Annotated in this window: 23 protein-coding genes and 1 tRNA gene; 11 read left to right on the forward strand and 13 right to left on the reverse strand. The window is 66.2% G+C overall.

The features are described from left to right. Positions 1–5: 5 nt before the first annotated feature. The gene (locus tag Psi02_RS03940) at positions 6–572 is read right to left on the reverse strand and encodes an ATP-binding protein (protein ID WP_203971903.1); all 567 of its coding nucleotides are present in this window, start codon (positions 570–572) and stop codon (positions 6–8) included. Between the two features lie 156 nt (positions 573–728). Here Psi02_RS03940 and Psi02_RS03945 point away from each other — a divergent pair, with 156 nt between their 5' ends. The 6 genes from Psi02_RS03945 (at position 729) to Psi02_RS03965 (ending at position 3,936) form a co-directional block, all read left to right on the forward strand. Further along, entirely contained in the window at positions 729–968 is a 240-nt protein-coding gene (locus Psi02_RS03945; RefSeq protein WP_203971905.1) for a DUF397 domain-containing protein, read from the forward strand. A gap of 147 nt (positions 969–1,115) precedes the next feature. Continuing rightward, on the forward strand, positions 1,116–1,952 hold the full coding sequence (locus tag Psi02_RS03950; RefSeq protein ID WP_239094586.1) for a Sco1979 family transcriptional regulator: 837 nt from the start codon (positions 1,116–1,118) through the stop codon (positions 1,950–1,952). Positions 1,953–2,109: 157 nt separating this feature from the next. Further along, the gene (locus Psi02_RS03955) at positions 2,110–2,493 is read left to right on the forward strand and encodes an ATP-binding protein (RefSeq protein WP_203971909.1); all 384 of its coding nucleotides are present in this window, start codon (positions 2,110–2,112) and stop codon (positions 2,491–2,493) included. A gap of 329 nt (positions 2,494–2,822) precedes the next feature. After that, a complete protein-coding gene (locus Psi02_RS39930; protein ID WP_239094587.1) occupies positions 2,823–2,942 on the forward strand; it encodes a DLW-39 family protein in 120 nt (39 codons plus the stop codon). A gap of 39 nt (positions 2,943–2,981) precedes the next feature. After that, positions 2,982–3,710 carry an HAD family hydrolase gene (locus tag Psi02_RS03960; RefSeq protein ID WP_239094588.1) on the forward strand — a complete coding sequence of 243 codons (729 nt, stop codon included), beginning with the start codon at positions 2,982–2,984 and terminating at the stop codon, positions 3,708–3,710. 153 nt (positions 3,711–3,863) lie between these two features. Next, positions 3,864–3,936: transfer RNA gene (locus Psi02_RS03965), tRNA-Ala, on the forward strand. Between the two features lie 136 nt (positions 3,937–4,072). Here the strand turns inward: Psi02_RS03965 and Psi02_RS03970 are convergent. From Psi02_RS03970 to Psi02_RS03985, 4 genes are all read right to left on the reverse strand, one after another. Then, the gene (locus Psi02_RS03970) at positions 4,073–4,432 is read right to left on the reverse strand and encodes a YlcI/YnfO family protein (RefSeq protein WP_084463645.1); all 360 of its coding nucleotides are present in this window, start codon (positions 4,430–4,432) and stop codon (positions 4,073–4,075) included. Beyond that, positions 4,429–4,674: a hypothetical protein gene (locus Psi02_RS03975; RefSeq protein ID WP_157544893.1), complete on the reverse strand. Its 246-nt coding sequence runs from the start codon at positions 4,672–4,674 to the stop codon at positions 4,429–4,431. Before Psi02_RS03975 ends, Psi02_RS03970 begins: the two co-directional genes overlap by 4 nt. Positions 4,675–5,273: 599 nt before the next feature. After that, on the reverse strand, positions 5,274–7,010 hold the full coding sequence (locus Psi02_RS03980) for an RCC1 domain-containing protein (RefSeq protein WP_203971913.1): 1,737 nt from the start codon (positions 7,008–7,010) through the stop codon (positions 5,274–5,276). 1,580 nt (positions 7,011–8,590) lie between these two features. Beyond that, positions 8,591–9,337 (reverse strand): TetR/AcrR family transcriptional regulator, encoded by a 747-nt coding sequence (locus Psi02_RS03985; RefSeq protein ID WP_203971916.1) that lies wholly within the window; start codon positions 9,335–9,337, stop codon positions 8,591–8,593. Between the two features lie 120 nt (positions 9,338–9,457). Between Psi02_RS03985 and Psi02_RS03990 the strand changes: the two genes are divergently transcribed. After that, the gene (locus Psi02_RS03990) at positions 9,458–10,843 is read left to right on the forward strand and encodes a serine hydrolase domain-containing protein (RefSeq protein WP_203971918.1); all 1,386 of its coding nucleotides are present in this window, start codon (positions 9,458–9,460) and stop codon (positions 10,841–10,843) included. Positions 10,844–11,056: 213 nt separating this feature from the next. On the opposite strand, the gene Psi02_RS03995 is transcribed toward Psi02_RS03990, so the two are convergent. From Psi02_RS03995 to Psi02_RS04010, 4 genes are all read right to left on the reverse strand, one after another. After that, on the reverse strand, positions 11,057–12,043 hold the full coding sequence (locus Psi02_RS03995) for a lamin tail domain-containing protein (protein ID WP_203971920.1): 987 nt from the start codon (positions 12,041–12,043) through the stop codon (positions 11,057–11,059). Positions 12,044–12,494: 451 nt separating this feature from the next. Then, positions 12,495–12,701: a response regulator transcription factor gene (locus Psi02_RS39935; protein WP_308442199.1), complete on the reverse strand. Its 207-nt coding sequence runs from the start codon at positions 12,699–12,701 to the stop codon at positions 12,495–12,497. Between the two features lie 283 nt (positions 12,702–12,984). Continuing rightward, positions 12,985–14,265 (reverse strand): MFS transporter, encoded by a 1,281-nt coding sequence (locus tag Psi02_RS04005; RefSeq protein WP_203971922.1) that lies wholly within the window; start codon positions 14,263–14,265, stop codon positions 12,985–12,987. Between the two features lie 178 nt (positions 14,266–14,443). Continuing rightward, positions 14,444–15,379: a LysR family transcriptional regulator gene (locus Psi02_RS04010; RefSeq protein ID WP_203971924.1), complete on the reverse strand. Its 936-nt coding sequence runs from the start codon at positions 15,377–15,379 to the stop codon at positions 14,444–14,446. Between the two features lie 507 nt (positions 15,380–15,886). Between Psi02_RS04010 and Psi02_RS04015 the strand changes: the two genes are divergently transcribed. Both Psi02_RS04015 and Psi02_RS04020 read left to right on the forward strand, forming a co-directional pair. Further along, positions 15,887–16,456 (forward strand): RNA polymerase sigma factor, encoded by a 570-nt coding sequence (locus tag Psi02_RS04015; RefSeq protein WP_203971926.1) that lies wholly within the window; start codon positions 15,887–15,889, stop codon positions 16,454–16,456. After that, a complete protein-coding gene (locus Psi02_RS04020; protein WP_203971928.1) occupies positions 16,453–17,553 on the forward strand; it encodes a hypothetical protein in 1,101 nt (366 codons plus the stop codon). Before Psi02_RS04015 ends, Psi02_RS04020 begins: the two co-directional genes overlap by 4 nt. A 159-nt stretch (positions 17,554–17,712) precedes the next feature. On the opposite strand, the gene Psi02_RS04025 is transcribed toward Psi02_RS04020, so the two are convergent. From Psi02_RS04025 to Psi02_RS04035, 3 genes are all read right to left on the reverse strand, one after another. Further along, entirely contained in the window at positions 17,713–18,552 is an 840-nt protein-coding gene (locus Psi02_RS04025; protein ID WP_203971930.1) for an MmyB family transcriptional regulator, read from the reverse strand. A gap of 7 nt (positions 18,553–18,559) precedes the next feature. After that, entirely contained in the window at positions 18,560–19,570 is a 1,011-nt protein-coding gene (locus Psi02_RS04030; RefSeq protein ID WP_308442200.1) for an aldo/keto reductase, read from the reverse strand. A 119-nt stretch (positions 19,571–19,689) separates the two neighbouring features. Further along, positions 19,690–20,616 (reverse strand): alpha/beta fold hydrolase, encoded by a 927-nt coding sequence (locus tag Psi02_RS04035; RefSeq protein ID WP_203971932.1) that lies wholly within the window; start codon positions 20,614–20,616, stop codon positions 19,690–19,692. Positions 20,617–20,711: 95 nt separating this feature from the next. On the opposite strand from Psi02_RS04035, the gene Psi02_RS04040 reads away from it, so the two are divergent. Together Psi02_RS04040 and Psi02_RS40630 are read left to right on the forward strand one after the other, a co-directional pair. Next, the gene (locus Psi02_RS04040; RefSeq protein WP_203971933.1) at positions 20,712–21,317 is read left to right on the forward strand and encodes a PadR family transcriptional regulator; all 606 of its coding nucleotides are present in this window, start codon (positions 20,712–20,714) and stop codon (positions 21,315–21,317) included. A gap of 155 nt (positions 21,318–21,472) precedes the next feature. Continuing rightward, the gene (locus tag Psi02_RS40630; RefSeq protein WP_275415136.1) at positions 21,473–21,607 is read left to right on the forward strand and encodes a hypothetical protein; all 135 of its coding nucleotides are present in this window, start codon (positions 21,473–21,475) and stop codon (positions 21,605–21,607) included. Positions 21,608–21,670: 63 nt separating this feature from the next. On the opposite strand, the gene Psi02_RS04045 is transcribed toward Psi02_RS40630, so the two are convergent. Beyond that, positions 21,671–22,474: a M23 family metallopeptidase gene (locus Psi02_RS04045; RefSeq protein ID WP_239094590.1), complete on the reverse strand. Its 804-nt coding sequence runs from the start codon at positions 22,472–22,474 to the stop codon at positions 21,671–21,673. Positions 22,475–22,508: the final 34 nt, after the last annotated feature.

Genomic DNA, 22,508 nt, shown 5'->3' on the forward strand with positions numbered 1-22,508 from the left:
CTCGTTCAGTGACCGGACGCCCGGCGAATCGTCCTGTCGATGAAACCCGCCCAGACCGCCTTGCCCAGAGGGCGCAGGGGCGTCCAGCCCCACCGGTGGCTCACCGCGGCGATGAGCTGCAGGCCCCGCCCGCTCTCCGCGACGTGATCGGGTGCGCACAGGATCGGCGGATCGTTGCTCGGATCGGTGACCATGCACACCACCGAATGGCGGGACCGGAAAAGGTAGAGCCGCACCGGATGGGGCTCGGAGGTCGGACGGCGCAGCCCGTGGCCGACGGCGTTGGCGACGAGTTCGCTGACCGCCAACGAGGCGTCGTCGATGATGTCCGGCATGGCCCAGGTCCGCAGCACGCCCGTCGTGAAGCGCCGTGCCGTACCGGCCGCGGCGATGTCGCGGTGGCACTCGTGCGCCGCGACCTCCAGCTCACGCTGCCCGCCGCCCCGTTCGACGGCCTCCCACGGCCAGACTCGGCCGATCGGAAACGCCTGGTCGGCGGTGTCAGACCACCGTTCCCAGCCGTCGCCGTCGGCTTCCACCAGGGAAGCGCCGTCCGTTCGAATCCCAGTCATCAAGAGCCCTGTGCGGTCCCTGTCAGCTATGTGATGAGATGAATCGGTTAGTCATAATGCTCCCCTTTGATGTCCTTATGCAAGTGCGGATGCACGTGCAGCCCCTCTCGGAGGCGGGGAGCCGTATCCTGACCGGTGAACCGGAGGTGAGGTCCGATGACCGAGATCCGCAACGGCATGAACGCGTCGCAACTGCCCGGCCTCGTTTGGCGCAAGAGCAGGCACAGCAATCCGAACGGCAACTGCGTGGAGATCGCCGAGCTCCCCGACGGGCGGCTGGCCGTGAGAAATTCCAGAGACGCGGCAGGCCCTGTTCTCGTTTACACGCGCGACGACTTTGTTGCCTTCGCGCACTCCGTTGATAATGGCGATTTCGACGATTTTCTCGAGGACTAGCATTACGGCTTGCCAAAAAGGGTCGCGCGGGTATTGTTAACGAGGCGTAAATCATTGGAACGGCCCAAAAGGACCTTAATGACTACGGCCCCGACGGAGGGCGCACAGCCTCACCCGCGCACCCCCGCTGCACCACCTCGAACATCCATGGTCCTGCGGATCCTCCTGGGCACCCAGTTGCGCCGCCTGCGTGAGAGCAGGCGCATCACGCTTGAGGAAGCCGGGAGGGCCATCCGCGCCTCGCATTCCAAGATCAGCCGCATGGAGCTCGGCCGCGTCAGCATCCGAGGACGGGACGTCGCGGACCTGCTCACCCTGTACGGCGTGGCCGACGAGGACGAGCGGGCCGCCATGCTGGCCCTCGTGTCCCAGGCCAACGTCCCCGGCTGGTGGCACAACTACGACGACGTGCTCCCTTCGTGGTTCGAGGCGTACGTCGGCCTCGAACAGGCGGCCATCGGCATCCGGAACTACGAGGTGCAGTTCGTGCCCGGACTGCTGCAGACCGAGGACTACGCGCGATCGGTGATCAGGCTCGGACATCCCGACGCCCGTCCGGAGGATGTCGAGCGCCGCGTCCAGCTCCGGATGGCCCGTCAGGAGCTCCTCACCCGGCCGGATCCACCGCATGTCTGGGCCGTCGTCGACGAGTCGGTGCTGCGGCGCTCACCCGACAGCCCCGCCGTCATGCGGGGCCAGATCGACCGCCTTCTGGAGTTGGTGACCAGGCCCACCGTCACCCTGCAGGTGGTGCCGTTCAGCGCCGGCGGTCACGCGGCCGCGGGGGGACCCTTCAGCATCCTGCGCTTCGCCGAGGCCGACCTCCCCGACGTCGTCTACCTCGAACAGCTCACCAGCGCGGTCTATCTCGACAAGCGAGAGGACGTCGACCGCTATCTCGCGGTCATGGAGCGCCTGTGCATCAAGGCGCAGCCGGCGACGGAAACCCGGCGCATCCTCCACGAGATCTCCGCGGACCTCTGAGCCCACCTTCGCCCCGCCGTTCCTCGTCGTTCCCTTCGGCAACAGCTCTGTCACGCTGCGAAAAATGCCCGATCGGCAGGCAAGATGTGTCAGGTGCACCTCGGTGGTAAGGGGAGTGTTTGCCACTGTGTGAAAGCGGAAGGCGATGATGACGTTGGTGAGCAGCCTGCTTACCTTGGATTTCGAACTCGGTTCGGTCACCAGGGTGCGGCATCTCGTCACGGAGTCCGCGCGAGACGCCGGGCTGGAGGGTGCCGCCCTGGAGGACTTCGTGCTGGCCGTCCACGAGGCCCTGACCAACGCGGTGCGGCACGGCCTGCCGCCACGAGACATCGCGCTGTGGACGGAGTCCGGTCAGCTGATCTGCGAGGTGTCCGACAGGGGGCCCGGCATCCCCGCAAAGGCCCTTGATCTCGACTATCCGTCGACCCGGTTCGACTTCGGGGGGCGTGGTCTCTGGCTGATGAATCGTCTGGTCCATCGGGATGTCAGGACGGGGCCTCACGGCACGACGCTACGACTTTGCGTGGATCTTCCTTGAAGGCGGCTGGGAGCCTTTTCCGCCGACTCGGACGGTCTTACGCTCACGGCGGAGCCGAGGTGTGGTGTCCGAAACGGGGTCCAAGTGATCGCTCGCCGGACGGGTGGTGCGAGGGTTAGCTATGGTGTGACCTGGGCAGTCATGATTCACCAACCGGTCGCGCAAGCCGTACGGCATGCCCGGCAGGCGGGCCGTTAATTATTGATCTGGTGCAACCGATTCTCAAGCAATCAGGGTGACGCGCCGAACCCTTGCTAGGCTGCAGAGAACCGTAGAACCGGGCGTTGTCTCACCCGGCAGGTGAGACCGTTGAGAAGTGGGGTCACACCGTGAAGAAGCTGCTCGTTCTCGCGCTGGTCGCTCTCGGGGGGCTGCTGGTCTGGCGCAAGGTGCAGACTAACCGCGCCGAGCTTGACCTGTGGACCGAGGCGACAGGTAGCGAGAACTGATTACCCGAGATGGGTCTTGATCGTGGGAAGGGTCCGGGAATGGCACCCGTGAAACTGGCCTGCCTCGATCTGGCGGGAACCACGATCGGTGACATCGCCATGGTGGAGCGAACATTCGCCGAGGCGATCGCCACACAGGGCATCGTTCCCGGGACCAGTGCCTATGCGCGTGCCATGGTGCATGTGCACCGGTCCCGGGGCTGCCCGAAGATCGATGTCTTCCACGGGATCTTCCCGGACAACGAGGCCCAGGCGCGGGCGGCGAACCTCACGTTCGAGCGTGCGTACGAAGGGGCCATCGACCGGAGCGGGCTCGTTCCTCTGCCCGGAACCGTCGAGGCCCTGGAGAAGCTGCGCGACGCCGGGGTGAAGATCGCTCTCATCACCGGCTTCAGCAGGTCCACGCTCAGCCGGGTCCTGAGCGCGCTCGTCTGGGCGGACAAGCTCGATCTGGCGCTGTCCCCGCAGGATGCCGGGCGCGGGCGGCCCTATCCCGACCTGGTGCTGACGGCGGGCCTGCGATCGGGGATCGAGGACGTCAGGGAGGTGGCCGTGGCCGGCGACTCCGAGAGCGACATGCTCTGCGGTCGTCGTGCGGGCGCCTCGATCGTCGCCGGCGTGATGACGGGCGGCCACAGCCGGGCACGGCTGGTCGGCGCCGGGGCGACGCACATCATCGACTCGATCGCCGATTTTCCTTCGCTGATCCTCAGCGGTGACGTAGGTGCGAGTGACGTCAGTGCGAGCGAGATCGTCACGCCTGCCTGACAGGAGCTCGTCTCGGCCATTCCGCAGGTGGAACCGTTTTCCACGCGGGGACGGAGGAAGTCGAGTGGCGCGCGGGCCGGGCTGTTGCTACGGTGTGCATCCGGAACAAGTCGCACCACAGACGGCGTTGTTCCTGGTCAGTGACTCGCTTTCGGGGCCTTAGCTCAGCTGGCAGAGCGCCTGCTTTGCAAGCAGGATGTCAGGAGTTCGAATCTCCTAGGCTCCACCCAAGGTCAAAGGCCACTTCCCATGATCAGGAAGTGGCCTTTTCGATCTTGCGAGGCAGCGAAGTACGGAACCGGCGCAGCGGCAATCGCCCTCCGGCGGATTGCGTTTCCGCTATCAACAGGGCGTTCTGAAAGTCACCCTGCCTTGAGGAACTGCTCGAAGGCTTCTCGGGCCAGTGCGGACACCGTCTTACCCTCTTGCTCGGCTCGAGCCTTCGCGCGTTCGCGTAGTTCTTCGGGTACCCGGAAGGACACCCTTGGTGAGTGCGTCCCTTCGCGTGTCAGGGAGGGACGCCCGCCGCGGCTGGTCGGGACAGGCACGCGGCCCTCATCGATCGCATGGTGAACATCGGCGATCGCATCATCCACATACTTGTCGGTGATCCGATTGCCCTTGCTGTCGTAGATCTCTTCGACGTCACTGTCGATCTCGGAGTCGTGATCCAGGACCAACTCGATATCGTCGGGCGGCCACGCTTCTCGGTGCTCGGTCATGGCTTCCTCCTCCTCAACGCGGTCGGCATCACGTGAATGATCACCAGGTACTTATCGGTGAGGATGCCGATCACTTCCAGTTCGACGCCCCTATCATCTGGGCCGATCCACACCCATCGGTCCTCCAAATTAGGGTCGGCGGCCGGAACAATGGCCGGCGGTCCGGATCGAACCACGTGAAGAGCACGCGCCTGCCCGATGCGGTGCTTGCGTGCCGACCGGTAGAAGCGCAACTTCCTCATGCCCATATTATGTCCGACACAACCATGATGGGTAGGGCGTTCCCCGGACCCGCGCACACGTGTGCGTGTCCGGGGGTGACTCGGGGATCCGCGTGGCTGAGCTGATCATCGGGCCATTAGCGGGCCATTAAGGGCGGTCAACAGGAGGCAGTCACGGTCACTCGCGGACTGCCCCTCGCCCAGGTCGCGCCCGTTTCCCCTGAAGACCAGGCCGATTTGCAAGCAGGATGTCAGGAGTTCGAATCTCCTAGGCTCCACCCATACGAAAGCCCAGGTCAGGGATCCTTCTCCCGACCTGGGCTTTGATCTTTATTCGGCCTTCTACGGCTTCCATGCCCGTTGCGTGCTTCGGTCACCGAGCCGTTAAGCCGATGAGGTAGCGGGACATGCCCAGGCCGGCATGGGAAGCCGCTATATCCCGCACCAGAACGCCGTCGCCCTTTCCAACGGCAAGGCCCGGGTCGGGGGCATGCTCCCTGACCCAGGCCTTGATTTTTGGGGCGCTGATTTCGATCTTCGTGCCTGCTGAGTGCCCGATCCATTTGGATCTCTCAGTGCCTGCTTGATGAGTCAGCCGAGATGGTGGGCATTGATGTTTCTCAGCAGGTTTTGTAGTCGACCTTCGTCGAACTGTAGGAGCAGTAGTCGATCAGTGTCTTGGCTGGGTTTCGCAGGTAGGCGTAGTCGGTGTCGTTGTTCCAGACGGCGTAGGTTCTGCCCCAGTAGCGGGTGGTGGAGGTGTTGGTGCCCTTGCCGGTTCGTATGGTGAGGGTCTTGCCGGCTCCGAGGGTGAACGTGCCGAATGTGTAGGTGGAGCGAGGGGTCGCCTTGTCCTGGAGGGTCCAGCCGGTGAGGGTCTTTGCGCTCGTGCCCAGGTTCTTGATCTGAACGTACTCGCCGTTGAGGCTGGTGTTCGCGACGGTGTCGGTGCCGGGCGCGTCGTAGTAGATCTTGGTGATTTGAAGGGGTGAGGCCTTGACGGTGGTGATCGCCGAGGTGCTGGTGGTGCCCTCGCCGTTGTTGCCGAAGACGTTGCACGTCAGCTTGTGTCCGCCGTCGGCCGCTACTTGTGTGTAGGTGGCGGCGGTCGCGCCGGGGATCGCCACCTTTGCGTCCCTCACCCAGCTGTACCTGACCGAGGTGGTACCGATGAAGGTGGCCTTGCAGGTCAGCTTGTCGCCGACGATACGGGTGCCGCTGATCGACGCCTTGGCGGTCAGCACCGGGGGCCCCACCTTCGCCAGCGTGTGCCAGAATCCGGCCGAGACCTGAGTCACCGAACTCAGCCCACGCACGATGACCGGCGTATGGCGGTTGGTGGTGGTGCCGTCACCGAGCTGCCGGAATCGGTTGTCGCCCCAGGCCCGCACAGTGCCGTCGGAGCGGAGCGCGAAACTGTCATCGCCGCCCGCGCTGACCTGAACGACATTGGTCAGGCCTGACACGGTGACCGGCCTGTTCCGCTGGGTGCTGGTGCCGTCACCGAGCTGCCCGGAGGGGTTAATGCCCCAGGCCCGCACGGTGCCGTCTGACCGCACCGCCAGGTTGTGGGAATCACCGGCGGCGATCTGGGTGACCCCGGTCAATCCGCTCACTTTCACGGGGGTACGGCGTTGGGTGGTGGTGCCGTCACCGAGTTGCCCGTAGCCGTTGGAACCCCACGCCCACACAGTGCCGTCCGAGCGCCGCGCCAGACTGTGCTCACGGCCGACGGCAATCCGGGTCACCTTGGTCAGGCCGCTGACCGCGCTCGGAGTGGTCCGCCTGGTGGTGGTGCCGTTACCGAGCTGCCCGGCGTAGTTCCAGCCCCAGGCGCGCACGGTGCCGTTCGAGCGCAGCGCCAGGCTGTGGAAACCGCCGGCGGCGATCTGGGTGACCCCGATCAATCCGCTCACTTTCACGGGGGTACGGCGGTCGGTGGTGGTGCCGTCACCAAGTTGCCCATCGGTGTTGATACCCCACGCCCACACGGTGCCGTCCGAGCGTAACGCCAGACTGTAGCCCAAGCCGGCTGCAACCTGCACGATGCCCGTCAGGCCAGACACCTGCACCGGCACCGGGGTAGGCGCCGCATACCCTCCGTTGCCCAGCTCCCCCCGCGTGTTATCGCCCCACCCCCACACGGTGCCATCCGAGCGCAACGCCAGGCTGTGGAAACCGCCGGCGGCGATCTGGGTCACCTGGCTGACCGCGTGAACGGCGGCCGGGGAGGACAGATTGTCTGTCGACCCCATGCCCAACTGCCCCACGGAATTGTCTCCCCACGCGTACGCGCCCGAGGTGTCGCCGGATGCGGCCGCCGCAGGACCCGTCACCGCCACACCGGCAGCGCTCACGGCCAGTACCGCACCTACCGCCGCGGTACGCACCCGAGCGCTCGGCCTCCAACCTCTCGACCGCCCGCCCGCGCTCTCCGCGGAAACAGAGCCGGGCGAAGCCTCAGCCATCAGACGAGTCATCCACTGTGCCCCTCATGATCAACGCAGCCACTGTGCTCGCTGCGGCTATTTCTTCTCGTTGCGGACCGTCGTGCAGGAGACGAGGTTCCTCCCGATGCCGGCGACCGAGGCACACGCAGGCGGTCGAGACCGGCTCCGGATGAAGATCTACGCGTGTACCGGGCCGCCATTATGATCTATATAGCCTGGGGCGATATGCGGTTTACGTGTCTAATGGGCAAATTGTGACCATTCATCGGCTTCGCGCAGCCGGGCACTGATGAAGTCGCGGCAGAGGAGACTGTTTCTGCAGGTCGTGAGCGTGATCGCCGTGCCATCATCGTGCCATTAAGGGCGGTCAACAGGGGCACTCACGGTCACTCGTGGACCGTTGTCGCCCAGGTCGCGGGCCTTTCCCCTGAAGAGCAGACCGATTTGGAAGCAGGATGTCAGGAGTTCGAATCTCCTAGGCTCCACCCATACGAAAGCCCAGGTCGGGGTGGTATCCACCGACCTGGGCTTTGATCTTTATTCGGCCTGTCGCCCTTCCGTGCCCGATCAGCTTGTCGAGTTGCCGTCGTTGGCCAGGGCAGCATTTGGTACGTGATGCCTCATCGCGGGTGGGTGACCGGGACCACTGACAGCAGGTGGTCGAGGCCCTTGAAGTCCTTGGGGTTGCAGGTGTGGAGCGGCAGCCGGTTGGTGATGGCCACGCAGGCGATCATCAGGTCTGGCGCTGATCAACATCTCGTCGGGCCGTTCGTCGGGGTCGATGGCTGCGCGCAGGATGAGGATGTCGGTGTCGAGCAGTCCGTGAGGGTGGGTCATTCCTCGCCCTCGACGAACTCGCCTCTGCCGTAGGCGCGGTCATAAGGGTCGTAGAGATCGTCGTTGACGTGGCGATCCATGTCTTCGCGATACTTCCGGTCGTCCAGTAGAGGCATCCCTCGGAAATAGCGGCGAACTCAGCCCGAGAGACGGCTCGGCGCCGCCGGCGGATAGGGACGAGGTCGCCGATGTGGTGGCCGTTGCGCGTCACGGCGGATCGCTCCCCCCTTTCCAAGCCGTCCATGATCTCGGCTGATCGGTTGCGAAGGTCGCGCTGAGAGATCTGGTGCGAGGGGTCCGGCTCAGGAGTACTCACTCCTGAAGGGTAGAGCCGCGTGCCATCAGTGCTACGACGTAGCACAGCGATGATGGCTCTGCGAGGGTCAGCGCCTTGAGGTTGCCACCGCCGGATCGTCCTGGGGCTCGGCAGGGACACAGCGACCATGGCCTCACCAGCCGCCCGCAGCGTCCTGCCTTTCCTGATCCGCCTCGTCACCGTGGCCGTGTCTTGCCGCTTTCCTCCGGGTCAGCCCGTCACGGGTCTCACGCAAGACTCCAACCAGGCCGCTGATGAGCGTCAAGGCCATCATGCGATTCGTTCCTCCCGCCTCCGGCGGAGGCCTCCGACTCCGGGATGGGGCAGGCGCACGTCAGACGTCACCGTTCCGTGTATCGGCGGATGCATTGCCGCCCGCTGCGGACGGGCTTGCCAGGTCGCTTGGTGTGCTGCGGCTGAGTTGGGCTTCCAGGCCATCGAGGATGGCTTGGAGGCCGAACTGGAAGGTGTTGTCGGGGGCCGTGGCGTAGTCGGTAACGGCTGTGTCGAGGCGGGCGCGCAGCCGTGGGAACTGGGCCGCGATCTCGTGGGCCTTGGCCATGCTTTCTTGCATCAGCGCCTCGGCGTTGCCGCCGTCGCGGCCGAGCTTCTTGGTGAACGAGGCGGCCGCGGCCGGGACGAGGGCGTTGCCGAGTACGAAGGTGAAGACGGTGGCTGCTGCCTGATCGACCTGCGCACCGGTGAATCCGGCCGCTTCGTAGATGGCGTAGCCGTGGTCGTCGTGGCGGGCTTTGCCGGGGCCGAAGATCATGTACGAGCCGAAGGCCTGCACCAGCCAGGAGTGGCGGGTGAGCATCGCGTACAGGTCGGTGGCCATCCGCGTGGCGGCCGTCCGCCAGTCGGTCGTGGCCAGGTCGGGCAGCGCGATCTGGTGCCATACCTCGTCGCCGGCGAGGGTGATGAGGTTGTCCTTGCTGCCCACGTGCCAATAGACGGCGGTGGCCGCAGAGCCCAGCCGCTTGCCCAGCGCGCGCATGTTCAGGCCTTCCAGGCCTTCGTCGTCCAGCAGGTCAATGGCTGCCCTGACGATCTGTTCGCGGGTCAGCGTGTCACGCGGCATCCGGCCACCATATGCCACCCGACTCGTTTTTGCACAATGTTCAAGAGACTACTTGCACAGTGTTCAAGTATGAACTAGTGTCTCACTTGAACGCAGTGCAAGTCGCTGAACGGAGATGAGATGTCACAGAACACGCTGGCGCAGTTCGTCGACACGACGGCCACCAAGTTCGGTGTTCCCGGCGTCGCGGTCGGGGTGTGGGTGGGTGGGAGGGAGTTGTACGCGTGTCACGGCGTGACGAGCGTCGACAACCCGCTGCCCGTCGATGCCGACACGCTGTTCGTGCTGGGCTCGGTCACGAAGTCCTTCACCGCGACCGCGCTGATGCGCCTGGTCGCTGAGGGGCGGGTCGAACTGGACGCGCCGGTACGCCGGTATGTCCCCGAGCTCAGCCTGCCGGATGAGCGGGCCGCGGCGGAGATCACCGTGTTGCAGCTGCTCAACCACACCGCGGGGCTGGACTGGAGGATGAGCGTCGAGACCGGCGAGGGGGATGACGCCCTGGCCGCGTATGTGGCGACCATGGCCGAGTCGGAGCTGATCGCACCACCTGGTGCCCGGGCCTCCTACAGCCAGGTGGGGTACAACCTCGCCGGGAGGATCATCGAAAAGGTCACGGGTCTGACCTATGAGCGGGCCATCGCCTCGCTCCTGTTCGAGCCGCTGGGGCTGTCGCACAGCTCCTTCGCAACCAGTGACGTCATGACCCGGCGGTTCGCGGTAGGGCACAACCTCACCGAGGACGGAACGCCGGCCGTCGCCCGGCAGTGGAAGGACACCCGCGCCAACAACCCGGGCGGTGGCGGCGCGTCCTCGGTGGCGGACCAGCTTCGATGGGCCCGGTTCCATCTCGGTGACGGTCGCGCGGAGGACGGTGCCCAGGTGCTGCCCGCCGAGGTGCTGCAGCGGATGAAGGAGCAGACGGTCGAACTGCGGGGCAGCACGCTCGGCGACGCCTTCGGCATCTGCTGGTTTCTGCGCGACGTGGATGGTGTACGCACCGTCGGGCACGGCGGATCAGCCAACGGCCAGTTCGCCGAGCTTCTCATCGTCCCCGAACGGGACTTCGCCGTCGTCGCGCTGTCGAACGCGGGCCCAGACGGAGGCCTCGCCTTCAACCAATCCGTCGTGCGATGGGCGCTCGAGCACTACGTGGGGGTGGTCGACCGGGACCCGGAGCCGCTTCCCTTCGACGAGGCCCGGGCCCGGGAAGTCGTCGGGAGCTACGAAAACGACATGATGACGCTCATCATCGCCACGGATGGGACCGGATTGACGATCGAATGCAAGATCAAACCGGAAATCCGTGCGGCCACGGACACCGAACTTCCCCCGGATCTCCCGCCGGCCGATCTCGGCCTGCTGGCCGGCGACACCGACGAATACATCGTCACCAGCGGCGCCCTCAAGGGCCAGCGCGGCTTCTTCACCCGCGACGACAACGCGGTCGTCGGAGTAGACCTCGCCGGCCGGTCGTCCAAGCGCGTCCCGGCGGCCTCCGAATAGCAGCGGTCGGTGCCCGGTGCCGGGCCGCACCCGCCCGGCGGTGTAGCCCGGCGACCAGCCACTTACGCCCGACTGACCTGCCGTTCGCGCGCTATCGCAAGCCGCAGGTCGGAGCCGGTTGCCAGGGCCAAGGTGTTCGTATGCCATAACCTCCGGTCCACCAGCCAAAACGCCCCGTTTCCGTGATCGGAAACGGGGCGGCATTGATGTTTGTCAGCAGGTTTTGTAGTCGACCTTCGTCGAGTCGTAGGAGCAGTAGTCGATCAGGGTCTTGGCGGGGTTTCGCAGGTAGGCGGCGTCGGTGTCGTTGTTCCAGACGGCGGAGGTCCTGCCCCAGTAGCGGGTGGTGGAGGTGTTGGTGCCCTTGCCGGTCCGCACGGTGACGGTCTTGCCGGCGCCGAGGGTGAACGTGCCGAACGTGTAGGTGGAGATCGCCTTGTCGTGCAGGGTCCAGCCGGTGAGGCTCTTCGCGCTGGTCGCGACATTCTTGATCTGCACGTATTCGCCGTTCACGCTGGTGTTCGCGCTGGTGTCGGTGCCGGGCGCGTCGTAGTAGATCTTGGAGATTTGGATGGGCGAGGCGGTGACGCTGGTGATCGCCGAGGTGCTGGTGGTGCCCTTGCCGTTGCTGCCGGAAACCTTGCACGTCAGCTTGTGTCCGCCGTCCGCCGCTACTTGCGTGTAGGTGGCGGCGGTCGCACCGGAGATCGCCGCCCCATCCCGGAGCCAGCTGTACTTCACCGAGACGGCCCCGAGGAAGGCGGCCTTGCAGATCAGCTTGTCTCCGACGATCCGGGTGCCGCCGATCGTCGCCCTGGCGGTCAGCACCGGCGGCCCTACCCTCGCCAGCGTGTGAAATGTGCCGGACGAGACCTGGGTCACCGAACTCAGCCCACGTACGATGACCGGGGTGTGGCGGTCGATGGTGGTGCCGTCACCGAGCTGCCCGAAGTCGTTGTCGCCCCACGCCCAGACGGTGCCATCAGCGCGTACGGCCAGGTTGTGGCCCTCGCCGGCGGAGACCTGGGTCACCTGGCTCAGCTCGGGCACAGCGGCAGGGTCGTACGGGTCGTACGGGTCGTCGTCTATCGACCCGTTGCCCAACTGTCCCCAGACGTTGTTGCCCCACGCATACACGCCCGAGGTGTCTCCGGATGCGGCCGCCGCAGGACCCGACGCCGCCACACCGGCAGCGCTCACGGCCAGTACCGCACCTACCGCCGCGGTACGCACCCGAGCGCCCCGCCGCCCCCAACCTCTCGACCGCCCACCCGCACTCTTCGCGGAAACAGAGCCGAGCGAAGCCTCAGCCATCAGACCAGTCATCCACTGTGCCCCTCATGATCAACGCAGCCACCGGTGCTCGCTGCGGTCATTCCTTCTCATCGCCGGACCCTCGTGCAGGAGACGGGGTTCTCTTCCAGTCCCCGACGACCGACGCACAAGGCAAGCGGTCGAGACCAGCTCCGGAGGGAGATCTACACGTGCACCGGCCCGCCATTATGATCTATCTAGCCTTGGGCGATATGCGGTTTACGTGTCTAATGGGCAAATTGTGACCAGTCGTCGGCTTCGCACGTCGTAAGCGTCTGAGCGGCAGGAACGCAGTTCGGTCCTGTCGCCCGTCTGATCGGTTGTTGAGGTGTGCAGGTCAACTGCCGGGATGGGTGATCCCGGACTCGTAGGCGAAGATGACCGCCTGAATTCGGTCGCGTAGACCGAGCTTGGTCAGTACAACGCTGACGTGGCTTTTCACCGTGTGCTCGCTGACCACCATCTCGGAGGCGATTTTCCGGGCTGGACAGTCCGCGGCCGAGCAGAACGAGCGTTTCCGTTCGCGGCCGCTCAGGGTTTCCACGCGTACGGCATGGACGAGATCGTCTCGGCGACGTCTTTCAGCAGGAATCCGTGTCAAGGAGAGCCACGTCCGGCCGGAGGTCGCACATGCGGATACGTGATGCGCGTGCGGTCGGGCTACATCAACGCCTCTTCCGGCGACACCGTGAACGCGACCACGTACGGCTCCTGGAAGTACTTCACCTTCACCAAGTGACACCGCCCGTCCCCGCAGGCCCGGTTCGTCTGATGACGCGCCGGGCCTCGGCTTAATTCGAGGATCACTTGTCCCCGTGGCGTTACGGCTATCCGCCGACGGGCGCGGGCTCGGGCTCTCCGAGAGGGATGTCGCGCATGCCGCGCAAGGGTGAGAAGAACAGCCACAGTCCCGCGCAGCAGCCGCCGACGACGGCGATCCACAAGGTGGTCTGGACGCCGAGGGCGGTGGCGAGCGCGCCGCCGGCCAGGCCGCCGAGCGGCAATGTGCCCCAGTTGATCCAGCGTGCGGCGGCGCTGACCCGGCCGAGCATGTACGGCGGGCAGGCGGCCTGGCGGTAACTGGTCAGCGAGATACCCGCGACGGTGGAGGCGAAGGTCCACGAGATCCAGCCGAAGCCGAACAGCAGCACCCACCAGCCGTGCCCGGCCAGTGGGATCAGCAGTCCGGGCAGTGACAGCACAGTCATCGAGATCCAGCTGATCCGGGCCGAGCCGACCTTCCGGGCGAGGTACCGCGCCGCCATCCCGCCGGCCACGCCGCCGACGGCCCCCAGCGCCAGCAGCAGCCCGACCAGGCCAGGACGCAGATGCAGCGTGCGGATCAGGAACACCGGGCCGAGGGTCTCCACCATGATGACGAAGAAGTTGGCTGTGCCGTTGAAAGCCACCGAGTTCCGCAGGATGGGATCGCGGGTGACGTAGGCGAGCCCCTCACGGATCTGCGACCACATCCTGGGCCGCCGGTCGGCTTCCGCGCGGGGCCGGCGCGGCTCGCGGGCACGGATCGCCGTCAGCGAGCCCGCCGACAGCGCAAAGGAGAGAGCGTCGGCGGCCATGGCCCCTGCGGCGCCGACCATCGTCACCAGCCCCGCGCCCAGACTCGGCCCGGCGATCTGCGCGACCGACCGAGAGGTGGCGAGCTTGCCATTGCCGTCCATGAGCTGGGCGCGGTCGAGCAGCATCGGCAGATAACTCTGGTAGGCCACGGAGAAGAACACAGAGAAGACGCTGGAGAGCAGCGCGACGGCGTAGAGCTGGGCGAGCGTCAGCGCCCCGACGGCGTGCGCCAGTGGCACCGAGCCGATCACCAGGAACAGCGCGAGGTTGCACCAGATCATCAGCGGGCGCTTGGCGACCCGGTCGACTATGGCCCCGGCCGGCAGCGCCACCAGCAGATACGCACTCGTCTCCGCCGCCGCCAACAGGCCGACCTGGAGCGCGGAGGCCTCCAACACCACGACGGCGACCAACGGTAGGGCGAGGACGGTAACCTGCGACCCCATTTCGCTGACCGTCTGGCCGCCCCATAACAACAGGAACTCGCGATGACGCCAGATCGAGGGACGCTTTCCATAGTCATCAGCCATCCGACCGATGGTGGCACAGCCACAAACCCTGTCCGTGCCGGGAGCGAGGTGCGCACCTCTTCAAATGCTCCACGCAGTCAGACGATCGGTTCGATTTCCTTCACCTGCCGCGCCTCGCGCTGGGTGGCTCGTGAGACAGCGGCTTCTTAAGGCCGGGGTTCACGCAGAGGGTGACGTGTCAGTCCAGGTCGAAGTGGCGGGTTCCGATGTCCCGGGCCACCTGGACGTAGGCGCGGGCCATCGGGGTCTCGCGGTCGGTGCGCCAGACCAGGCCCCACCGGCCGCGTGGTGCGTCGTGAATCGGCACGAAGCTGATGCCGGCGCGGCGCGGGTAGTAGCGGAGCGCCTCAGCGGAGACCAGGCACACGGTTCGGTCGACGACTTTCGCCATGGTCTCCTCCCAGTTGCCGACCGCGGGACCGCGCGGGATGGGACGGCCGCCAGGCGTGTGGGACGGAGAGTGGATCTGCACCCAATAGTCGGGAATCGAATCGAGACCCTTGAAACCCAGCAGCGCACAGTCGCCGAGCTCCTCCATCGACACGGAAACGCGCTGCGCGAACGGATGCGTATCCGCGGTCATCAGAACCTTCGGCTCGGTGATCACGACCGGGCCGAGGGTCATGTCCGGCTCGCTCGTGATCATTTCCCGCAGACCCTCGTCATCCGCAGGAAACCAGCAGGTCTGCAGGTCGACCTCGCCGGCCCGCAACGGCGCCAACGGTTCTATGAAGCCCACCTCGCGAAACGTCAGCTCGCATTCGGCATGGCGCGCCCTGAACACGGTGGTCACCGGGACGAGGTCGTGGGCCTGCGGACCTATGACACCGATCGTGAGGCCGGCCATCGCGCCACGGCTCTCCGCCTTGGCGCCCTCGATGCCGTCTTCGATCAGCTGATACCCGGCCTTGAGATCGCGGTGCAGGCGCTCGCCGAGCGGGGTCAACCGGACGTTACGGGTGTCGCGCACGAACAGGTCGCCGCCGATCGCGCGTTCCTGCTTCTTGATTGCCTGGCTGACCCGGGCCGCCGACACGTGCAGGCGCTCGGCGGTCCGGCTGAAGTGCAGCTCCTCGGCCAAGACCAGGAAGATCTCGATGTCCCGAAGCTCCACGACCCCGCCTTCGATCTTTAACTCATGCGTTAAGCACTATAAACCGGGCTGACGCGGAAGCGGCCGTCGAGCGATGCCTCATTGCGGGCAGGGGATGAACTCGGCCTCGGCGAACACGCCTCTGCCGTAGGCGCGGTCATCAGGGTCGTAGAGATCGTCGTGCCCCGTCTTGGCCGATGCCTCCGCCCGGACTCTCGTGAAGTTGCCGCGCTATGTTGGTTCGACCCAAACACCTGCCACCACCTGCGGAAACGGCTTGCCGACCGCGGATACACGGCTCTGCGGGCCGCTCTCGCCTGTCCCGTTGAGTCGCCTTGTAGCGCCGTGGACCGGCGGGTCGCGGGATCGGTCAGGTCGAGCGACCTGAGGCGCGGTTCCCCATACCCAAAAGAATTCCTGGCCGCAGGCCGACGGGCCCGGCCCGCGCATCGCTCTCGTCGGTTCTGAACGCTTTGGGGGGCGAGTCGGCAATTGCAGAACGGAAGGCAAGCAGAGTCGAGGAAGGTCATGACGACAGATGCAGAACTGATCGGCAGATCCCTGGCCGGCGACGAGGAAGCCTTTGTGGAGGTGATCTGCCGCCACGAGCGTGCGATCGGGGCCTACCTCGCGCGGCGGGTGGGGCGTGAGGCGGCCGAGGACCTCCTCGGCGAGGTGTGGGTGGCGGCCTTCGAGTCCCGGAGGACCTATGACCGGTCGTTCGGCGAGGCTCGGCCATGGCTGTACGGGGTGGCCCTGAACAGGCTGCGCCATTACTGGCGGTCCCGGCCGGCCGAGGATCTCGTACCGGACGTGACGAGCATGGCGAACGGGTGGGATCCCTGGCCGGCGGTGGATGCCCGCGTGGACACCCAGGCGGTGCTCCGGGCGGCCCTGACGAAGCTCAGGCCGGAGGAGCGTGAGGTGCTGACCCTGGTCGCCTGGGAGGACCTGACCGTCGCCGATGCCGCGCGGGCGCTCCGCATGCCGGCCGGGACGGCCCGCCGACTGCTGCACCAGGCCCGGATGACTCTGCGGAGCGCGCCGGAAGTGGCCGCGCTATTGACCGATCTCAACAGTGTGAAGGAGAGCAAGTGATCGTGGACGAGATGGACCTGGTCAGCCAGCTGAAGGAAGCCGCCCCCCTGCGGTCCGAGGCGTACGAGCGGGCGCGGATGACGCTGCGGTCGGCGATGACTGAGGCTGAGCCCGCACAGGTACACGAGATGGCTCCCGTGCCCGGGGCGGCTCCGATGCGGAGAAAGAGTTCTTCCAGGACGCGTAACCACCGCTTGGGCTTCCTGGGCAAGGTCGGCATCGGCGCCGGCATTGGCGCGCTCGCGGCGGCGGCGGCCATCGTGATCGTCGCTCCGTCGACGCCCCAGCCCGGGGCGCCGGTCGGGTCGACCTCCCAGGGACCCACGGGCAACATCAAGCTCGTGTCCCTGGCGACCGACATCAAGGCAAGCGACGGCTCCCTGTCGGGAGACGCGTCGCTGGTCGTGAATGCCCAGACCGTCAACGGCAGATCGCCGTACGTCACCTACAGCCTGTACACCGACAGCGGCGAGTACTACGTGACGGACACCCAGAGCGCCCTCCCAGCGGCGATCGCCGGTCATGACAACCTCGCCGAGGACGTGAACGCCCGTGAGGTGGCGGCGGCGCGCTTCGCGGCGACCGGCGACCTCGACGCCGCCCGCAAGCAGATGGTCAACGCCACGCCCAACCCGTTCGGGCTGGGCCTCAGCCCCGCCGAGCAGAAGGCGGCATGGGACAAGGCCCTGGCCGAGGAGGCGCGCATCCTGAAGCAGAAGGGGGTCACGACCCCGCCGAAGCGGCCCACCGGCAAGGCCCTGCAGGACCTGATCAACAACCGCGTCTGGATCTTCAGCGTTGACGCGCTGTCCCGGGGGGCGGCCAACCCGAAGATCCGGGCGGGCGTGCTCCGTCTGATTTCCACCATTCCCGACGTCACCGTCAAGGATTCGACGACCGGCGGGCAGCCCACACTGACCCTCACGGCGGGACCGGCACTTTTCGGCGGCAGCGACGTACAGGTGCTGACGATCGACGCCAAGACCGGAATGCCGATCCGCTCCGAGGTCGGTGCCCTGGGCAAGAAGCCTTCGTCCGTGACCACCTACAAGGCCTCGCGGGTCACGGTGGCCGACGTCAAGGCCGGCAAGTCCTGATCCACACCGGGCACCCGGGACTCAGCCGGGTTTAACCGTGCGGGCCGTCCTTACTGGGGCGGACGGCCCGTACGGTCGTGTCGTCGTGCCGGCCGCATCCCCCCGGGTGCGGCGAGCGTGTTGCCGGTGTGCCGGAGACCGAGGACCCGTCGAGGGTGATCAGCTTTCGAAGGACTGCTGGCCCAGGACGTCCAGAAACTCGAAATTCTCCGCAGTGGCCGAGCCGGGCTGCGGCCGGAAGATCACCAGACGCTGCCCGGTGGTGGAACTGAGGACGAAGTCACACTGCACGTCCAACTGCCCGGCCTGCGGGTGGATCAACGTCTTGCGGGTGGACCGCAGCGGAATGACCTCCATGTCGTCCCAGTAGCGGCAGAACTCCTCGCTGGCTTCGATGAGGTCGGCGATGAGCCGGTCGCTGACGGCGTCCTGACCGCGGTGAGCGCCGGCGGCGCGCAGGTCCGCCGCGTAACCTCGCCCGATCGCCTCGTGTTCCTCGGGCACGTTGAGGGCACGCGACGTCGGATCGGTGAACCAGCGCCACGTCACGTTGCCCGCGCGTTCGTCGCCGTGCGCCCATGGGCCGATGAGTGCGCGACTGAGCCTGTTCTGAGCGAGCACGGTCGCCAGGTCGTCGACGATATGTGCGGGCACCGTGGTCAGCGCGTCGAGCAGGAACATCATCGCCGGGTCCACATATCCGCCGGTCGCGCCCGTACGGGGCGGTGGATGGCCCGCCAGCTCATAGAGGTAATCGCGCTCGTCCACCGACAGCCGCAACGCCCGCGCCAAGCTCGCCAGCAGCGCCTTGGAGGGTTTGGCGTTGCGGGACTGCTCGAGCCGTTCGTAATAGTCCACGGAGACATCGGCCAGCAACGCGACCTCCGAGCGGCGCAGGCCGGGTGTCCGCCGGCGACCGCCGGGCACGAGCCCGACATCCGCCGGTCGCAGCGCCTCACGACGGGCCCTCAGGAAACTGCCCACGTCGCCGTGTTTCACCGTGCACTCACTCCTGAATCGCGCTCATCGCGACCGATGTGTAACGCTCGCCCGCCACGGCACCGACGGGAATCGCTTCGTCGAGTGCCGCAAGCGTCTCGGCGTCCAGCGCGACGTCTGCCGCGGCGACATTGTCTTCCAGGTAGACCCGGCGCTTGGTGCCGGGGATCGCGGTCACACCCTGCGCCAGCACCCATGCCAGCGCCAATCGGCCTGGCGCGATACCCCGATTCTCGGCGATCGCGCGGATCCTGTCGACCAACTGCAGGTTGTGCTGCAGGTTCTCCCCCGCGAAGCGGGGGGCCGTGCGGCGGAAGTCGCGGTCCGGCAGCCCTTCCACCGACCGCAGGCCACCGGTGAGGATCCCGCGCCCCAGGGGCGAGTACGCCACGAATCCGATGCCCAGCTCTCGAACCGTGTCGAGGACACCGTTGGATTCGACGGTGCGGGTGAACAACGAGTATTCCGTCTGCACCGCGGAGAGTGGAGCGGCGGCGTGAGCGGCGCGGATGCTCTCCGCCGACGCTTCGCTGATCCCGAGGTAACGCACCTTTCCTTCGGTGACCAGTTCGCCCAGAGCGCCGAAGGACTCCTCCACTGGCACATTCGGGTCGACCCGGTGCAGGTAGTACAGGTCGATGCGGTCCGTGCCCAGGCGGCGGAGGGATCCTTCGACGGAATTACGCAGATAGTCCGGGCGGCCGTTCGGGCCGCCGACGATCTGGCCCGTCTCGTCGAGGGTCACACCACCGCCCTTGGTGGCCACCACGACCTGGTCGCGGTGGGCCGACACCGCCCGCCCCAGCAACTCCTCGCCGCTGAAGGGGCCGTACATGTCCGCGGTGTCGAACATCGATACGCCGAGCTCGATCGCCCGATGCACGGTGGCGAGCGCCTCCGCGTCGTCCGGAGTGCCGTACATCGCGGTCATGCCCATCGTGCCGAGGCCCTCGACCGAGGTCACCAGGCCCTGGCCGCCGACCGGATGCGTGTTCATGCTCATGGTGTGCTCGTCCACTTCTCCTGCTGGGCCGCCCGTTCGGCGACCGCAGGAGAAGCATGGAGCCGTGACGGGAACCTTCCAGCGTCCTACCTAGCCCCGTCCTCGCAGGACGATGCTCCACGCTCGGAATCGTCCTACCTGGTCCCGGTGTCCCGGTTCTCAGCCGCCGAGGTGTAGAAACGCCTCAGTTCGGCCGCCACGACATCCGGACGGCCGGCAGGGTTTCGCTTGCTGACATCTCCCGACGCATCATGATCGAGCCCAGGGAACTCGATCCGCTCGACGTTGGGAATGACCTTCTCCAGGCCGGCCAGCGCAAGCTTGAGAAAGGGCAGCCCCTTGCTTCCGCCGAGCAGGAGCACGTGGGCCTTCACGTCGGCGAAACGGTCCAGGGTGTCGGCCATCTCGGCCAGCAGTACGCCTTCGTAGTGCAGAGTCGGGGCGAGCATCCGCATGGTCGCGTCGCCTGGCTTGGCGTTCTTGTCCTCGCTCTTCAACAGCAGGCCGGTCAGCCAGGCCAACAGCCCTCGCGGCATGACGTTCATGATCGGCGGCCCGAGCCGAAGTCCGAGCATGCTCGTCACCAGCGCGGCGGTCACCTTGCCCTCGGCCATTTCCCGATCGAAGCGGTCGACCCACCCCGTCAGCTGCGGGATGTCCTCCAGGAACAATGCCGGTTCGTAGACGGCGACCTTGTGAATCGACGGCAGCTCGCGTGCCGCCTGGAGCACGGCGATACCGCTTGCGCTGACGCCGAAGACGTAGTGGGCACCCGTCTCGTTCAGGACGGCGTCGAGGTCTTCCACTTCCTTCCGCACGCTGTAGTCATCACCGTATGGCCCGCTTTGGCCGCGGCCGCGACGGTCAGGAAGGTGGACGGTGAACGCGTCGGCCAACTCTTCGGCCATGGCCATGTGGTTTCTGGCCGTCTCCATGGAGCCGTGCAGCAGCACGATGCCCGGGCCGTCCCCGATGGTGTGGTAGGCGATGCGGGTGCCGTCGTCAGAGGTGACGAAGCTCGTGGTGAGTTCCGCCGCCTGAGGCCGTTCATGAGTGGTCATCGCAAAGTCCTTCTGAGCGGTAGTGGCCGACCTCTCAATAGTGTCAGTGAGACTAGTTTCTAGTCAACTAGTATCACGGTCGATAGTATGGAGATATGACCACTCCTCGTACCGGCTCGCCGCTCGCCCTGACCGTCCTGGCGCTGTTGCAGTACAGGCCGTTGCACCCGTACGGGATCCAGCGGCTGATCAGACAGTGGGGTAAGGACAAGGTGGTCAACGTGGGCCAGCGAACGAGCCTCTACCGGACGATCGACCGCCTCACCGCAGCCGGCCTGATCGGGGTGCGGGAGACGGAGCGAGACCAGGCGTACCCGGAGAGGACGGTGTATGAGATCACCGATACGGGACGCGCCGTGGCCCGCGAGTGGCTGCTGGACATGCTGGCCATGCCCAAGCAGGAGTTCCCCGAGTTCCCGGCGGCGCTGTCCCACCTGCTGATGCTCGCCCCGCAGGAGATACGCGACGCCTTTGATCGGCGCGTCGGAACACTGAGCGAAGCGCTGGCCACACTGGAGGCCGAGATGAGCGCTGAATCCGGACACGGCCTCCCCCGCATCACCATGCTCGAAGCCGAATATCTGCGCGCTGTCATGGCGGCTGAACTGCAGTGGCTTCGCTCCGTGACCGACGATCTGCGTAGTGGCAACCTGACCTGGTCGGCCGCCGACCTCTTGGCTTTCGCCGAAATCCCGGAGTGAAATCAATCGGTTGCACACCGGCTCGCGCAAGACCGAGGGCCCGGCGGCGGGCCCAAGCGCGACCACCTCTTCATCACCGCGGGGACCGGCGTCTACACGCTTCGGGTCACCGTCAACGGCGCCCGCTATCCCCAGCCGGCCGGAATCGCGTGGTCATGAACGACGCCACGACCGCCGAGCGAACCAGGCAACAGTTGCCACTGGGCCTCGGCGACAACGGCCAGATCGCGGCGAATTTGGTTTCCTTGCAGTTCAAAGGCCACTTCCCGTGCTCGGGAAGTGGCCTTTGACGGCTTCTACGCTGAGAATCCAGTCGGATTGCTCAACGACCGATCACCAAATGGGCCGAACACTCAACCGCAGTGTTCGAAGGGGCTGGTGTACGAGCTGCTGCCATTCGAGCCGCCCCACTTGACGCATTGTCCGGACGCGGCGCGCCTGACGGGCCCTGCGTAGTAGCCGTAGCTGCCCGAGTCGGTCGTTCTGCTTGCCCCTTGCGGCTCGAGGAAGGCCGACATCGCCGACGCTGAGCCGAGGTTCGTCGTCTTCAGCGTCACGACGCAGTTGTAGCCGTTACCCGAGTTGTAGAGCAGGTAGGTCCGCCCCCCGGTGAGGGCGGCTGAGTCGATGACCGTGTAACCGCCGCCGCAGACCTCCTCAGGCGTGTAAGGGTTGCTGCTGCAGGTGTTGGTGCTGGTCACGGCCTTCTTCTGACCCAAGGACACGGTCACGCCGTCTACGGTCGGGCTGGTGTCCACCGCACCGCTGGAGGTCCGCTGTTCGTAGTGCAGGTGCGGAGCGCTGACGCCGCCCGTCGCGCCGACGGTCCCGATCGTGGTGCCCTGGCTGACGCTCATGGAGCCGCCGGCCGACTTCACCATGGTTGAGAGGTGGGCATAACGGGTGCTGGTGCCGTCGCTATGACGGACCTCCACCCACTTGCCGTAGCTCGTGCTTCCCGCGTCGTTGAAGTACGCGGTGCCCGAAGCGGTGGCACGCACGGTTTCACCGTTGATGTCATCGCCCCCGTAGTCCTGCCAGTCGATGGCACCCGATGGGCTGTGGCCGGGGGACCAGTTGTTGGCGTAGAAAGTCTTTCCGCAGTTGAACGGGCTCTTGTGGGACACAGCCGCTGAGGCCGCCTGGGGAAGCAGCACTACCGCGAGAGTGACTGACAGAGCGAAGATCGCG

The sequence above is a fragment of the Planotetraspora silvatica genome (assembly GCF_016863315.1).
Classification (GTDB): Bacteria; Actinomycetota; Actinomycetes; order Streptosporangiales; family Streptosporangiaceae; genus Planotetraspora; species Planotetraspora silvatica.

Bases quoted from the DNA above. Each gene is read 5' to 3' on its own strand.
- Psi02_RS03940 (WP_203971903.1), bottom strand. From the start codon at position 572: ATGACTGGGATTCGAACGGACGGCGCTTCCCTGGTGGAAGCCGACGGC.
- Psi02_RS03945 (WP_203971905.1), top strand. From the start codon at position 729: ATGACCGAGATCCGCAACGGCATGAACGCGTCGCAACTGCCCGGCCTC.
- Psi02_RS03950 (WP_239094586.1), top strand. From the start codon at position 1,116: ATGGTCCTGCGGATCCTCCTGGGCACCCAGTTGCGCCGCCTGCGTGAG.
- Psi02_RS03960 (WP_239094588.1), top strand. From the start codon at position 2,982: ATGGCACCCGTGAAACTGGCCTGCCTCGATCTGGCGGGAACCACGATC.
- Psi02_RS03970 (WP_084463645.1), bottom strand. From the start codon at position 4,432: ATGACCGAGCACCGAGAAGCGTGGCCGCCCGACGATATCGAGTTGGTC.
- Psi02_RS03975 (WP_157544893.1), bottom strand. From the start codon at position 4,674: ATGAGGAAGTTGCGCTTCTACCGGTCGGCACGCAAGCACCGCATCGGG.
- Psi02_RS03985 (WP_203971916.1), bottom strand. From the start codon at position 9,337: ATGCCGCGTGACACGCTGACCCGCGAACAGATCGTCAGGGCAGCCATT.
- Psi02_RS03990 (WP_203971918.1), top strand. From the start codon at position 9,458: ATGTCACAGAACACGCTGGCGCAGTTCGTCGACACGACGGCCACCAAG.
- Psi02_RS04005 (WP_203971922.1), bottom strand. From the start codon at position 14,265: ATGGCTGATGACTATGGAAAGCGTCCCTCGATCTGGCGTCATCGCGAG.
- Psi02_RS04015 (WP_203971926.1), top strand. From the start codon at position 15,887: ATGACGACAGATGCAGAACTGATCGGCAGATCCCTGGCCGGCGACGAG.
- Psi02_RS04035 (WP_203971932.1), bottom strand. From the start codon at position 20,616: ATGACCACTCATGAACGGCCTCAGGCGGCGGAACTCACCACGAGCTTC.
- Psi02_RS04040 (WP_203971933.1), top strand. From the start codon at position 20,712: ATGACCACTCCTCGTACCGGCTCGCCGCTCGCCCTGACCGTCCTGGCG.
- Psi02_RS40630 (WP_275415136.1), top strand. From the start codon at position 21,473: ATGAACGACGCCACGACCGCCGAGCGAACCAGGCAACAGTTGCCACTG.